12 protein-coding genes and 2 tRNA genes are annotated in these 13,282 nt (G+C 35.8%); 9 read left to right on the plus strand and 5 right to left on the minus strand.

The window, feature by feature from the left end:
- Nucleotides 1–94: 94 nt before the first annotated feature.
- Nucleotides 95–700: a peroxidase-related enzyme gene (locus ABJD27_RS23085; RefSeq protein WP_348169019.1), complete on the plus strand. Its 606-nt coding sequence runs from the start codon at nt 95–97 to the stop codon at nt 698–700.
- A 167-nt stretch (nt 701–867) separates the two neighbouring features.
- On the opposite strand, the gene mqo is transcribed toward ABJD27_RS23085, so the two are convergent.
- Nucleotides 868–2,358 (minus strand): malate dehydrogenase (quinone), encoded by a 1,491-nt coding sequence (gene mqo / locus ABJD27_RS23090; RefSeq protein WP_348169016.1) that lies wholly within the window; start codon nt 2,356–2,358, stop codon nt 868–870.
- Nucleotides 2,359–2,584: 226 nt separating this feature from the next.
- Here mqo and ABJD27_RS23095 point away from each other — a divergent pair, with 226 nt between their 5' ends.
- Entirely contained in the window at nt 2,585–3,835 is a 1,251-nt protein-coding gene (locus ABJD27_RS23095; RefSeq protein ID WP_348169013.1) for a sodium:proton antiporter, read from the plus strand.
- A gap of 12 nt (nt 3,836–3,847) precedes the next feature.
- Nucleotides 3,848–4,309, plus strand: a complete 462-nt coding sequence (locus tag ABJD27_RS23100; protein ID WP_348169010.1) for an RNA methyltransferase — start codon at nt 3,848–3,850, stop codon at nt 4,307–4,309.
- Here the strand turns inward: ABJD27_RS23100 and ABJD27_RS23105 are convergent.
- Nucleotides 4,293–4,814: a GTP-binding protein gene (locus ABJD27_RS23105; RefSeq protein WP_348169007.1), complete on the minus strand. Its 522-nt coding sequence runs from the start codon at nt 4,812–4,814 to the stop codon at nt 4,293–4,295. The two genes, ABJD27_RS23100 and ABJD27_RS23105, sit on opposite strands and share 17 nt — an antisense overlap.
- 36 nt (nt 4,815–4,850) lie before the next feature.
- On the opposite strand from ABJD27_RS23105, the gene ABJD27_RS23110 reads away from it, so the two are divergent.
- Both ABJD27_RS23110 and era read left to right on the plus strand, forming a co-directional pair.
- Complete coding sequence (locus tag ABJD27_RS23110) at nt 4,851–5,003, plus strand: hypothetical protein (RefSeq protein ID WP_348169004.1); 153 nt, start codon at nt 4,851–4,853, stop codon at nt 5,001–5,003.
- Nucleotides 4,993–5,877 (plus strand): GTPase Era, encoded by an 885-nt coding sequence (gene era, locus ABJD27_RS23115; protein WP_348169001.1) that lies wholly within the window; start codon nt 4,993–4,995, stop codon nt 5,875–5,877. The genes ABJD27_RS23110 and era overlap by 11 nt, the downstream gene beginning before the upstream one ends.
- Nucleotides 5,878–5,884: 7 nt before the next feature.
- Here era and ABJD27_RS23120 read toward each other — a convergent pair whose 3' ends face one another.
- Nucleotides 5,885–6,742, minus strand: coding sequence for a hypothetical protein (locus ABJD27_RS23120; RefSeq protein WP_348168998.1), 858 nt, complete (start codon nt 6,740–6,742; stop codon nt 5,885–5,887).
- Nucleotides 6,743–6,906: 164 nt separating this feature from the next.
- On the opposite strand from ABJD27_RS23120, the gene ABJD27_RS23125 reads away from it, so the two are divergent.
- Nucleotides 6,907–7,440, plus strand: a complete 534-nt coding sequence (locus tag ABJD27_RS23125) for an RNA methyltransferase (protein ID WP_348168995.1) — start codon at nt 6,907–6,909, stop codon at nt 7,438–7,440.
- Between the two features lie 137 nt (nt 7,441–7,577).
- On the opposite strand, the gene ABJD27_RS23130 is transcribed toward ABJD27_RS23125, so the two are convergent.
- The gene (locus tag ABJD27_RS23130; RefSeq protein WP_348168992.1) at nt 7,578–9,551 is read right to left on the minus strand and encodes a right-handed parallel beta-helix repeat-containing protein; all 1,974 of its coding nucleotides are present in this window, start codon (nt 9,549–9,551) and stop codon (nt 7,578–7,580) included.
- 289 nt (nt 9,552–9,840) lie between these two features.
- Here ABJD27_RS23130 and mutS point away from each other — a divergent pair, with 289 nt between their 5' ends.
- The 3 genes from mutS (at nt 9,841) to ABJD27_RS23145 (ending at nt 12,836) form a co-directional block, all read left to right on the plus strand.
- Nucleotides 9,841–12,465 carry a DNA mismatch repair protein MutS gene (mutS, locus tag ABJD27_RS23135; protein ID WP_348168989.1) on the plus strand — a complete coding sequence of 875 codons (2,625 nt, stop codon included), beginning with the start codon at nt 9,841–9,843 and terminating at the stop codon, nt 12,463–12,465.
- A gap of 152 nt (nt 12,466–12,617) precedes the next feature.
- Nucleotides 12,618–12,689 (plus strand) — tRNA-Gly (locus ABJD27_RS23140).
- Nucleotides 12,690–12,752: 63 nt separating this feature from the next.
- Nucleotides 12,753–12,836, plus strand: a tRNA-Leu gene (locus tag ABJD27_RS23145).
- 171 nt (nt 12,837–13,007) lie between these two features.
- Here the strand turns inward: ABJD27_RS23145 and ABJD27_RS23150 are convergent.
- The gene (locus ABJD27_RS23150; protein ID WP_348168986.1) at nt 13,008–13,247 is read right to left on the minus strand and encodes a hypothetical protein; all 240 of its coding nucleotides are present in this window, start codon (nt 13,245–13,247) and stop codon (nt 13,008–13,010) included.
- Nucleotides 13,248–13,282 lie beyond the last annotated feature (35 nt).

Consider the following 13,282-nt stretch of genomic DNA (forward strand, 5'->3'; position numbering starts at 1 on the left):
AGTCGCAAAAAAATTCACTTTTTTTTCAAAGTGTCATTGTGAAGGCATTTTGTATTTTCGCTTTAAGCGAAAAAAGAAAAACAATTTTTAAGATATGAGTTGGATAAAAACAATAGGATACGAGGAAGCAACAGGAGCTTTAAAACGCATGTATGATCGCGTAAAAGGGCCTAATAATAATGTAGATAATGTACTTTCTATACATAGTTTACGGCCACATACGCTTAAAGGACACATGACACTATATAAAAGCGTATTACACAATACCAATAACACATTGCCTAAATGGTATCTCGAAGCGATAGGCGTATATGTGAGTTATCTTAATAAATGTGACTATTGTGTACAACATCACATGGGAGGATTTGTACGACTTCTGGATAATGAGACACGGTCAACTGCTTTTTATGAAAGCGTTCAAAATGATACGGTACACACCTTTTTTGATAATCATTATAAAGATGGAATTGTACACGCACAAAAATTAACTCAGGCACATCATACAATTACCAAGGAAGATATAGAACATCTTAAAAACGTAGGCTTCTCTGAGGGCGAAATCTTAGAGATTAACCAGGTGACGAGTTACTTTAATTATGTAAATCGAATGGTTGTAGGACTTGGTGTAAACACCGATGGAGATATTATAGGACTGTCTCCAGGTAATAGTGATGAACCTGATAATTGGAGTCATGCGTAATATAATTTTGAGTCATTAGTATTATAAAATAACAACGCACTTTTTAGCATACCCCTTATTCCCATCTTTCTCGAGAGTAAACTCATATCTTTATTTTTGTGATAGATGATTCTTTGTACGCTTTCGCGAAAGCGGAATTACCCCCAACGCCCAACAATTGTTAATCATTAATCCAACCCTAAAGCCCCATTTGCCTTACCAAGACACTCTTTAAACAATGTTTCATGTACATCGGTATTCCAAGTAGGAACAATTGTTTTTAATTTCTCTAGCCCTTCAGGAGTCGTCATAATTTCTGGAAATGCTTTTTGAATCACTTCAAGCATAATAGCCGTTGCTGTAGAGGCACCTGGAGAAGCACCTAGTAAACAGGTAATACTTCCGTTTTTGCTACTTACGACCTCAGTGCCAAATCGTAACTTACCTCCTTCATAGTCGTCTTTCTTAATAATCTGAACCCGCTGTCCAGCTACTTTGATTTCCCAATCTTCATTCTTTGCATCTTTTATAAACTTGCGTAAACTATCCATACGATCTTCAAAAGACATACTTACTTGCGTCACTAGGTATTTGGTGAGTGGTAAGTTATGCCAGAAAGCGCCGAGCATGGCACTTATATTATCTGTTTTTATAGATTTAAAGAGATCGAGATTAGATCCTTCTTTTAGAAACTTAGGACTAAAACCTGCAAAAGGGCCAAATAATAATTCTCGTTTGCCATTGATATAACGGGTATCTAGATGTGGTGTAGACATAGGGGGATCACCTACACCTGCTTTGCTGTATACTTTGGCATGATGCTGTTTGATGATTTCTTCATTCTTACAAACCAACCACTGTCCACTTACAGGGAAGCCCCCGTACCCTTCTTTTTCATCTATTTCTACTTTCTGTAAAAGGAGTAAGCTCCCCCCACCAGCACCTATAAATACATGTTCGGCACACAGGTGTTCTATAGCCTTTGTCTTCGTGTTTTGTACGATAACATCCCAATCAACATTGTTGTCAGGATCAACATCTAAGACCTCCATATTACAATGAACAGGCGTGTCATATTCGGTTTCTAGGATGTGAAATAATTGCTCGGTAAGTGAGCCATAGTTTACTTCAGTACCACGATCTATTCTAGAAGCAGCCATCACTTCTTCTGGATCACGGTTTTCTGTAATAAGTGGAAACCAAGATTTCATTTTTTCAGAATCTTTTGTAAACTCAATACTATCAAACATAAAATGATCCTTCATCACTTTATAACGATTCTCTAGATATTCTGAATTCTCTTCGCCAGTTACCCAACTATGATGCGGAACCTTTTTTATAAAAGAACCTGGATCTTTAATAAGCCCTTGATTTGTTAGGTATGCCCAAAATTGTTTTGAAATTTCAAACTGATTGCAAATTTTAATAGCCTTTGAGATATCTACCGAGCGATCTTCTTTTTCTGGACAATAATTAAGTTCGCATAAAGCCGAGTGTCCTGTACCTGCATTATTCCATGCAGCAGAGCTTTCTTGTGCAACCTTGTCTAAACGTTCTAGTAGTAAGATATTAATGTTGGGTTGTAAAATTTTGGTCATAAGTGCCAGTGTTGCACTCATAATACCACCTCCTACACAGATTAAATCATATCCCTTATGTCCGTTTGCGTTATTCATCATTATGTAATTTTTATAAAAATAGATAAGTATCTTTACTTTCTAAATGAAGTCGTTTAAATTTTTTGAATTGAAGCGAGAATTAATGGTTTTATATCCAGATGAAGGCTATTTTGAGCTGCATGGCAGCGCTACGGAGCAAGAAAAAGACAAAATATGAGGGTAAAACAACAATTTTTTAGCTAATTTGAAAAATTTAAACGACTTCAATAACTACCAATAAAAATTCATGGATTACTTCCTTATTATTACAATACTTGTTGGACTTTCGGCTGCATTTGGGTATATCAATGTGCGATTTTTAAAATTGCCAAATACCATCGGACTCATGCTTATTACCATTTTATTTACACTTGCTGTATTTGCATTGAGTTATGTAGATGATACCTTGCTAGATGCCGAACGCTATATTATCAAGCAGATAGATTTTAGGACAGTACTTCTAGATATTATGTTAAGTTTCTTACTATTTGCAGGAGCATTACATACTAATTTTGAACAACTCAAGATCCAACGATGGCCAGTTTTGGTGTTCTCAACATTAGGTGTACTTGTCTCTACATTTTTGGTAGGTACTGTGATGTATTATTTATTACCATTATTGGGATTACAAGTAGCATATATCCATTGTTTGTTATTTGGAGCATTGATCTCTCCTACAGATCCAATAGCTGTTTTAGGTATTTTAAAACAAGCGGGCGCTCCTAAGAAATTAGAGACCAAAATTGTAGGAGAATCTCTTTTTAACGATGGAGTAGGCGTTGTTGTTTTTCTTACTATTTTTCAAATTGCCTCTTTTGGAACCGAAAATATAGAAGTTGTAGAGGTCTTTAAATTATTTGGACTCGAAGTCATCGGAGGGATTGTACTTGGTGCTGTTATAGGATGGCTGGTGTATCGTTTAATGAAGTCTATAGATGATTATTATATAGAGGTGATCATTACACTAGCGGGTGTTATGGTTGGGACTGCAATCGCTCATGAATTCCACCTCTCTGCACCGCTTGCTATGGTAACAGCAGGACTTATTGTAGGAAATGATACGATACGAGGAACTGCCATGTCTGAAATTACCGAAAGTTATGTAGATAAGTTTTGGGAACTCATTGATATTTTACTCAATGCCTTACTCTTTGTGTTGATAGGGATGGAAATGCTTGTGCTCGTTATAGAAGGAAAGTATATCATTGCTGGGTTACTTGCAATTCCTATTGTTTTAGCCTGTCGTTATGCTTCCTTATTAATACCCATTAATTTCTTTAAAAAACGATTAGATTTCGTTCCTAAAACAAATCTTATTATGACTTGGGGAGGTTTGCGAGGAGGAATTTCTATAGCACTTGCTTTGGGGCTTTCTGATGAGATGAATAGAGAATTATTTTTGGTGATTACCTATGTGATTGTTGTCTTCTCTATACTTGTGCAAGGACTCACGATTGGAGGATTGATAAAGTGGGTACAGAAAAAAGGATTCGAATAATACGTTTGTTGTATGAAAGTTGACAACTTCACAAATGAATTTTTTGGAATTGGAATTCAAAACGGAAAGACTCCTGAGAACCTGGGTGTATTATGGCGAAGCGCACAAAATCTAGGAGCTAGTTTTATTTTTACCATTGGGAATCGATATGCAAAACAAGCAAGCGACACCCATAATGCAGTAAAAGCGATGCCTTATTTTCATTATGATACATTTGCAGACTTTTACAATCATCTGCCTAAAGGAGCACGTCTTGTAGGAGTAGAAATGCATGAAACATCAGAGCCTTTGGAGACCTTTGAGCATCCACGTCGTTGTGTGTATCTTTTGGGAGCAGAAGATCACGGACTTTCAAAAGAAGCCATTGAGAAATCGCATTTCCTTGTACAGTTTCCTTCAGAAATGAGCCTTAATGTAGCTGTTGCAGGAAGCATTGTGTTATACGATAGAACACGCGCTAAGTCGAGGTCATAAGTACTATTTGATGATTTTTAAGCGTGTCATTCATGAAGAATTGAAGCATTTTCATTTCTTTTCTTCCAGCTTCTCTTCCTAATCTTCCCGAAAAGTATAGCACAAACCAAAGTATAAACAGAAAGATCATGGCTACTAGTGGGATTATAAATGTGGTTTGTAAAGAAATACTACTATACATCCAGATCCCAGCAGCCGTAAACAATGTACCTACGATGAAATGTAAAAACATAAACAATGTCCAGACAGCTGGGGTAGGTCCAAAAAGCCCCTTAAGTACAGTAGGCTGTTCTTCTATTTTGTACACTTCTAGATGTAGTTGTGGTGACCAGAAATGTTGTTTGCTTTTTGGAATTCTAATAAATACGTGATCATCGATACGGCTTATAATAAAATCACTTTGTGTTTTTGCAGTATGTTCAAATACGTTTAATACTTTTTCTGGTAATTCATTCAGTTCATATGAGAACCTAGGACGTAATACAATATCATTAGAAAATTCCATAAGGTTTAAATATAGAATACTCAAAAACAGAAAACGATGACATTTGTCATAGAAACTCATTACAAGAAATTTCATATTCCTCCTCTTTACGCTTTCGCGAAAGCGTACTCAGAAACCTCCACAGTAAAAGACATTATTTTGAGATTTATATATCTACCTTTGCAGCAAATAACATTATATGTCTCATAAAGCTGGATTTGTAAATATTATAGGAAATCCTAATGTAGGAAAGAGTACGCTCATGAATGCGTTTGTAGGAGAGCGATTATCTATTATCACTTCAAAAGCGCAAACAACACGTCACCGTATACTTGGTATTGTAAATGGAGAAGATTTTCAGGTCGTATTAAGTGATACACCTGGAATTATAAAACCTGCGTATGAGTTACAAGCATCGATGATGGACTTTGTAAAGAGTGCTTTTGAAGATGCAGATGTCTTATTATACCTTGTAGAACTGGGAGAAAAGGAATTAAAAGATGAAGCCTTTTTTAATAAGATACGTGCTGCAAAAATCCCTGTATTGTTATTGATTAATAAGATAGATAAAGGAAATGAAGAACTGCTTGGACAATCATTAACCTTATGGTCAGAAAAAGTGCCTAATGCAGAGGTGTTTGCTATTTCTGCACTAGAAAATTTTGGCGTAGAAGAAGTCTTTAAACGGATTGTAGAATTACTTCCTGACTCACCACCTTTTTACCCTAAAGATCAACTTACTGATAAGCCAGAACGCTTTTTTGTAAATGAGATTATCCGTGAGAAAATCTTAATGCATTATAAAAAGGAAATTCCATACTCGGTAGAGATTGATACCGAAGAGTTTTTTGAAGAAGAAACTATTATTAGAATGCGATCTGTGATTATGGTAGAACGTGATAGCCAGAAAGGAATTATCATAGGTCATAAAGGAAGTGCTTTAAAACGAGTAGGTGTAGAAGCACGTAAAGACTTAGAAAAGTTTTTTGGAAAACAAGTGCATTTAGAATTATACGTAAAGGTCAATAAAAACTGGCGTAGTAATGATAAGCAACTACGCCGATTTGGGTATAACCAGAGGTAATTTATTTTTATAATTTAAAGATCCCTCCTAAGGCAATCACTCGCTCCAGAAACCAAAAATCTTGCTTTGCGCTATCCGAAGAAGATTGTGTCGTTCGGATGTCATACATGTTTATATAGCCTCCTTTTAACTCTGTTTGTATAAAAAAGTGTTTGAAGAAAGTGAAGTTTAAACCTGCTTTGGCAGAGACTCCGTATCCAGAAATATGAAACTCATCATTCCTTTCAGAACCTAAAACAGATGCGAGAGTTTTAGGATATAGTATCCCACTTCCAGCTGCTTCGGTTATATTAATTTGAAATATATCGGTATTTCTAATTTTAAATAATCCTGAGATATCGTCTACTCTAGTAATTTCTAGATTTAAATAATTGAGACCATCTGTATGCTCAAACGTTAAGAAATCTTCGGTTAAAGGAACTGGATCATTAGAGTATGTCCCATTATAAATAGACCCTGCCGCTGTCTCAGGAAGATTAATCGTTCCTGTAATAGATGCTATTTGATTTAGTTGTACCACATATTTCATATGATCTATTCCAAAAGAAATATTATAATGATCTGTGATGAAATAACCCAATCTAAAATTGGTTTGAGGAATCGTTAAACGAGTTGGATTTATATAATCTATATGATATCCTTTAGGGAGATCTCTTGCAACTGCATTTTTTACTGTAAATTTATAGTCGTTTCCTTTAAAAGTAATATCTGACCTTGAATAATTGCCTCGATTACCTCCCCAATAAAGATAAATCTTTCCTTTATTATGTGCTGTAAATCTGGTTTCTTTGGTGTTGAATTCTTGAGCTTTTATGTGGAGTGATGTTATGGATAAAATAAGGGTGATAATTGTTATCTTTTTCATGTATAATAATAGGGATTGAGCTTTTAAAAATGGCAAAAATATTGCCATCTATGCTCTGCGTAGTCGTAACAATTGTTAAAAGAATACAGTGAAAAATGAAAAAAAAACAGAAATGTCTCGTGAAGTAACTTTAAAGGGAAGAATGTACTATTTAAAAGGAAACAATGAGTAGAAAATTAAAAAATAGCGAACTTAATCGGAAGTCAGTTACAGAGTTTAAAGACTCAGAAAAAACACCTTTAATTATCGTTCTGGACAACATACGAAGTCTTAATAATATAGGATCTGTTTTTAGAACAGCCGATGCTTTTTTAGTTCAAAAAATATACCTGTGTGGGATCACTGCAAAGCCACCACATAGAGAAATTCAGAAAACAGCTTTGGGAGCGACAGATGCCGTTGTTTGGGAATATGTGGAAGATACGATTACGCTTTCGCGAAAGCTAAAACAGGAAGGTGTCCATCTATGTGCTATTGAACAAGCAGAAGATGCGGTGATGCTCAATGATTTTATACCAGAAAAAGGAAAGACTTATGCCATTATTTTTGGTAATGAAGTAAAAGGAGTGCAACAAGAAGTGGTTTCAGAAAGCGATACGGTGATAGAAATTCCTCAATTTGGAACTAAACATTCCTTAAACATTTCCGTTTCATGCGGCGTTGTTGTATGGGACTTGTTTTCTAAGATGAATGTGTAAAACTTGGTACGGCAGTACCTCAGGTAGATTGTTTTCCTACGATGTTAAAATATGGGAAGTCATGTAGCTGTATATTAATACATTAAAAAAACCGATACGTACAATACATATCGGTTTTTTTTTGATGTGCTATAAAATTATTGAGTGACCGTTTTCCAACGTAGTGCTACTACTCGTGCACCTGCATTCAATATATCACCTGTAGGATCATCTAATATTTTTAATGCATTTGCATTACCATCTACATTAATTTCAGATACAGTTGTCCAGTGTACATTAAAATCTGGAAGTTCTATTCCAATGATATCCTGTACTTGAATTCCAGAAGCATCTCCTAAAATGATAGTATTTTCTGATGTTATTCCAACCGCTAGTACATCTTGATTACGATCAATAACTCCCCAACCTAATGCAGAATTATTTAAGTTAGAATTTCCTACCCAACTACCTTCTGGTAGATCTTCATCCGTTGGAAATGCAGTTGCTGCAAAGTTTTCTGTGATTTGCGTAGAAGATACTTCATTAAAAATAGCCCCCCATCGCTGTCCAGAGTAATTGTTAATCCCAATTTTAGTAGCAAAAGGATTTCCTATAGAAGTACCTCCTCCATTATCCTCTGTTCCTTCTCTACGAATCATAATTCCATAATATGAAGTAGGACTTGTACGTGCTCTGGTATAATCTATCCCTTCAGTAATATTGATTGGAAATGAGATATCTCCAGGTGAAGAGTTACAAAGTAGTTGATTCCCTTCTATAAGAGCATTGGTAGTTGTCCCCAATATAAGGATCTCTCCATAAGGTACATTGTTATAGATTAAATCTCTTCGTAAGGCATTATTTGCAACGATGTTGTTAATGATAATAGGATTCTTTACATCTGTAAAGGCAATACCAGAAGAGTTATTTCTTTCTACTGTATTATTGGAAACAATAACATTAGAAGAACGCTCTATAGACATTCCTAAATCTCCAGAGTTACGTGATGTGTTATTATTGAGTTTTAAATTTATAATGTCTTTAAGGCTATATAAATCTGCAGACCCTCCATCAAAAAAACCATAATCAGGACCATTTACAATATTATTTTCTATAATTACATTAACATGATTGTCTGTAGGAATTCCAACAGGGGTATTTCCTTCGCCACACGTTAAGTAAATAGCGCTAGGAGCAAACCTAGCTTCTCTCCAATCGTCATACATATCAAACCCAGGATCACCAGGAGAGTTTACAGCACTAATATCAACGGCTCCTGTTTCAGGATCTCTAGGTAAATGTTCAGATAATTCTTCAATAATAGAATCTCCTCTTCCAATATCAATTTTGTTCCCTATAATCCAGATATCACTACTAAAAGCAGCAATGCTAGGGGTTACAGAATCTCTAACCCCTAGTATTCTTATAGGATTCTTAGTAAGTGTATTTTCAAATACATTATTTTCTATTCTGATTCTATGATTTTTTTTGTCAAGGCGAACTCCAAAATCACTAGTTTTAAACAAGCAATCTTTTACAGTAACATTTGTTGCGTTACTTAAAGAGATTGCCGCTGCATTACGGTTGTTATTTAACATTTCTTGAAATTCACAATTAATAAAGGAAATGTTGTCAATAGTTTGATCCAAAAAAGTACTCAGAGCAGTCTTTTTACTTGCTCCGTCGAAAATAATATTTTCAAAAACAAGGTTTTTTTTATTACCTATGGCAAACATTGTAGCTGTATTAGTAGGAAAGTTGTTAGAAATTGTAATAGTAGCTTTAGAGTGAGACGCTCTAAAAGTAATATTGTCTCTTAACGTAATAGATGTTGAGATCTCAACAGTTGTATTTCCCGGAAATAAAATAATACCTCCAACTCCACTACCACTAGGATTAGGATCAGTAACCAGATTACTGGCGTGATTAATAGCAAGTTTTATAGCTTCTGTATAATCATTGCCAGTAACAAGGTCAATATATGGAGATGCTTGTAGGTCAAAGATATCCTCAGGAGCGACCATAAAACTGTCGATACAGTCTTCTGAAATATCAGGAACCTTATATTCATTTGAAGCGCTTAGCGAACAAATAAAAAATAGTGTAAAAATTAAACGATTTAAATAGTTCATGTTTTTAATTTTAAAAATTAATATTTTGGTTAAAGCGAAGATTATATGTAGCTAGCATTATATCATCTTGCAACATGCTAAATTACAGAACAAGAAGGGGTTGAGGAACTAAAACACCTTGTGGATTCAGTCGTTTCAGTAGATAATATCTTAGGGTGTGAGCGATAGGCGTATACCTATGTAAAAGAAAATATTTAAAATGCAAATTGGTTTCAAAAACTGTGAAAAACTGGTAATAACTCATTTTATATTGAGTTTCTTTTTATAAGAAATGGTATTACTTTGCGGTATGGCAAAAAGCACCCAGAAAAAGGTTACTCCTTTAATGCAACAATACAATACCATCAAGGCAAAATACCCTGATGCATTATTACTTTTTAGAGTAGGAGATTTTTATGAAACCTTTGGGGAAGATGCCATACGAGCGGCAAATATTTTACAGATTACCTTAACACATCGTAATAATGGAGGCGAAAAAACAGAGCTTGCTGGTTTTCCGCATCACTCTGTAAATACGTATTTGCCTAAGCTTGTAAAAGCAGGATGTCGCGTGGCGATTTGCGATCAGTTGGAAGATCCAAAAATGACCAAAAAGATCGTAAAACGAGGCGTGACAGAATTGGTAACACCAGGTGTGGCGCTTAATGATGAGGTACTTTCGGCAAAACGTAATAATTTCTTGGCAGCCGTATTTATTGGGAAGCGCACATTGGGAGTTTCGTTTCTAGATGTCTCGACGGGCGAATACCTCACGGCTCAAGGAGATGAAGCTTATATAGATAAGCTTTTACAAAATTTCGCGCCAAGCGAACTACTTATTTCAAAAAAACAGAAGAAAGCATTTCTAGATATTTTTGGCCCTGATTTTCATACCTTTTTTATGGAGGATTGGGTATTTCAAGCCGACTATGCGTTTGAATCTCTCAACAAACATTTTAAAACCAATACCCTTAAAGGTTTTGGGGTAGATCACTTGGAAGAAGGCATTATTGCTTCAGGTGCGATCTTACATTACTTAGGAGAAACCCAACATAATAGATTACAACATATCACTCGCATCAACCGTATTGCCGAGGATGAATATGTATGGATGGATCGGTTTACAATTAGGAATTTAGAGTTGTATCATACCGCTTTCGCGAAAGCGATCACCCTCTTAGACGTCATCGATAAAACAACGTCTCCTATGGGAGGACGTCTTTTAAAACGATGGCTCGCCTTACCTCTAAAAAATGTAGAAAAGATAAAACAACGACACGAAGTTGTTTCTTACTTACTAGATGAAGATGTTCTTTTTGAAAAATTAAGACAGTATATCAAACATATAGGGGATGTAGAACGCTTGATCAGTAAAGTAGCAACAGGGAAAGTCTCACCGCGGGAAGTCATCCAACTTAAAAACTCGCTAGAAGCGATGGTGCCTATAAAGAGTTTGAGTTCTAATGCAAATAATGAGGCTTTAAAAATTATAGGTGAAGGTATCCACGAATGTGAGTTGTTACGTTCCAAAATTAAAGAAACCTTAAACGAAGAAGCTCCTGTAGCGATAGGTAAAGGAGGTGCGATAGCAACTGGTTTTCACGAAGAATTAGACGGATTGCGTGATATTGCTTTTTCTGGAAAGGATTACTTAGATAAAATGCTAGAAAGAGAGACAGAACGTACAGGAATTACGTCTCTTAAAATAGCATCAAATAACGTTTTTGGGTATTATATAGAAGTGCGTAATTCGCATAAAGATAAAGTCCCCGAAGAGTGGATTCGTAAGCAAACCCTCGTCAATGCAGAGCGTTATATCACAGAAGAATTAAAAGAATACGAAGCCAAAATCCTTGGCGCCGAAGAGCGTATCCTAGGAATAGAACAACAATTGTTTTCTGAGTTGGTACACTGGATGATGCAGTTTATTCCGCAGGTTCAGAATAATGCAAATCTAGTGGCACAACTAGATGTGTTATGCTCCTTTGCACAGCTTGCAAAAGACAATCAGTACGTACGTCCTGTAATAGACGACTCGCAAGCACTTACCATTAAAGAGGGTCGACATCCTGTAATCGAGAAACAATTGCCACTGGGTGAAAGCTATATTGCAAATGATGTGTATCTAGATAGGGAAGCGCAACAAATGATTATGATTACTGGACCTAATATGTCTGGTAAGAGTGCCATATTACGACAGACAGCCCTTATTGTATTGTTAGCACAAATGGGAAGTTTTGTGCCTGCTTCAGAAGCGCATATAGGGATGGTAGATAAGATTTTTACCAGAGTAGGAGCGAGTGATAATATCTCTATGGGAGAAAGTACTTTTATGGTAGAGATGAATGAGACGGCAAGTATTCTTAATAATATCTCTGACCGTAGCCTTGTATTACTAGATGAGATAGGACGAGGTACAAGTACGTATGATGGAATTTCTATTGCATGGGCAATTAGTGAGTATTTACATGAGCATCCGGGACGTCCTAAAACGTTGTTTGCAACGCATTATCATGAGCTTAATGAGATGAGTGAGACCTTTGATCGGATTAAGAATTATAATGTTTCTGTAAAAGAATTAAAGGATAATGTGCTTTTCTTACGTAAGCTTGTTCCTGGAGGAAGTGCGCATAGTTTTGGTATTCATGTAGCAAAGATGGCAGGAATGCCACAGCAGGTTGTACGACGAGCGACTAAGATGATGGAGAAGTTAGAAAAGTCTCACGGAAGTGAAGAACTCACTGGAAAATTAAAGCAAGCCACAGAAGAAGAGATGCAATTGAGCTTTTTTAATCTGGATGACCCTTTGTTAGAACAGATCAAAGAAGAGATTTTACATACAGATATAGATACACTTACGCCTGTAGAAGCACTTATGAAGCTCAATGAGATCAAACGAATGCTTGTGAAGAAGAAAGAAAATAGTGCATCTTAAATGACTGTAATGCAGTAGTTTGTGATTTATTTTGAAGATATTAGCATTTCGGGTATATATTTTTTCAAAAAAGGTTTTGACAAACGTAGAAAAGATGTAAATTTGCATCCGCTGTTTGAAGCAGTAACGTTCTTTTTTTAAGAGGATATAATGCGAAAGTAGCTCAGGGGTAGAGCATCACCTTGCCAAGGTGGGGGTCGCGGGTTCAAATCCCGTCTTTCGCTCTACATACTTGACATATTGAAATAAAAATATACCAATTATAGTTTTGCTTCCGCAAAACAGTCGCTCGAGTGGTGGAATTGGTAGACACGTTGGACTTAAAATCCAATGTCCATTAGGACGTACGGGTTCAAGTCCCGTCTCGAGTACTTGCTAAACCCCTGTAAACACAGGGGTTTTGTTGTTTTAGGATGTTTTGGTTTTACACTTTCAAAATCCAACGTTACCCAAAAAGGTTACCCAAAAGGTTACCCAAAAAGAATAAAACGTGTTGGTTTTTAAAATTGTAAACTATTGATAATTAGATACTTAATTTTTCTCTAAGATTCGTTTTCTTGCTCACGTTGGATTCCTGATCCAGCTTTTATAACCTTTATTTTCAAGTCTTTCATAATCCTTTGTCTAAGCTCTCTAGGGGAAGGTATTCCATTTGCTTTATCCCACTCAGATTGATACCATTCTTGGTTTTTTGTAATTTCCTTTACAATCTTTTCTTGTGTTTCTGGATAGCATGATTTTAGGATGCAGGTGATTGCGTCAAATGCGGATTTGTAGTTCATAATTCGTAAATTGATGACTAATATCTTATATAATC

The sequence above is a fragment of the Dokdonia sp. genome (assembly GCF_039945015.1).
Lineage (GTDB): Bacteria > Bacteroidota > Bacteroidia > Flavobacteriales > Flavobacteriaceae > Dokdonia.

Bases quoted from the DNA above. Each gene is read 5' to 3' on its own strand.
- ABJD27_RS23085 (WP_348169019.1), top strand. From the start codon at position 95: ATGAGTTGGATAAAAACAATAGGATACGAGGAAGCAACAGGAGCTTTA.
- mqo (WP_348169016.1), bottom strand. From the start codon at position 2,358: ATGATGAATAACGCAAACGGACATAAGGGATATGATTTAATCTGTGTA.
- ABJD27_RS23095 (WP_348169013.1), top strand. From the start codon at position 2,585: ATGGATTACTTCCTTATTATTACAATACTTGTTGGACTTTCGGCTGCA.
- ABJD27_RS23100 (WP_348169010.1), top strand. From the start codon at position 3,848: ATGAAAGTTGACAACTTCACAAATGAATTTTTTGGAATTGGAATTCAA.
- ABJD27_RS23105 (WP_348169007.1), bottom strand. From the start codon at position 4,814: ATGGAATTTTCTAATGATATTGTATTACGTCCTAGGTTCTCATATGAA.
- ABJD27_RS23110 (WP_348169004.1), top strand. From the start codon at position 4,851: ATGACATTTGTCATAGAAACTCATTACAAGAAATTTCATATTCCTCCT.
- era (WP_348169001.1), top strand. From the start codon at position 4,993: ATGTCTCATAAAGCTGGATTTGTAAATATTATAGGAAATCCTAATGTA.
- ABJD27_RS23120 (WP_348168998.1), bottom strand. From the start codon at position 6,742: ATGAAAAAGATAACAATTATCACCCTTATTTTATCCATAACATCACTC.
- ABJD27_RS23125 (WP_348168995.1), top strand. From the start codon at position 6,907: ATGAGTAGAAAATTAAAAAATAGCGAACTTAATCGGAAGTCAGTTACA.
- ABJD27_RS23130 (WP_348168992.1), bottom strand. From the start codon at position 9,551: ATGAACTATTTAAATCGTTTAATTTTTACACTATTTTTTATTTGTTCG.
- mutS (WP_348168989.1), top strand. From the start codon at position 9,841: ATGGCAAAAAGCACCCAGAAAAAGGTTACTCCTTTAATGCAACAATAC.
- ABJD27_RS23150 (WP_348168986.1), bottom strand. From the start codon at position 13,247: ATGAACTACAAATCCGCATTTGACGCAATCACCTGCATCCTAAAATCA.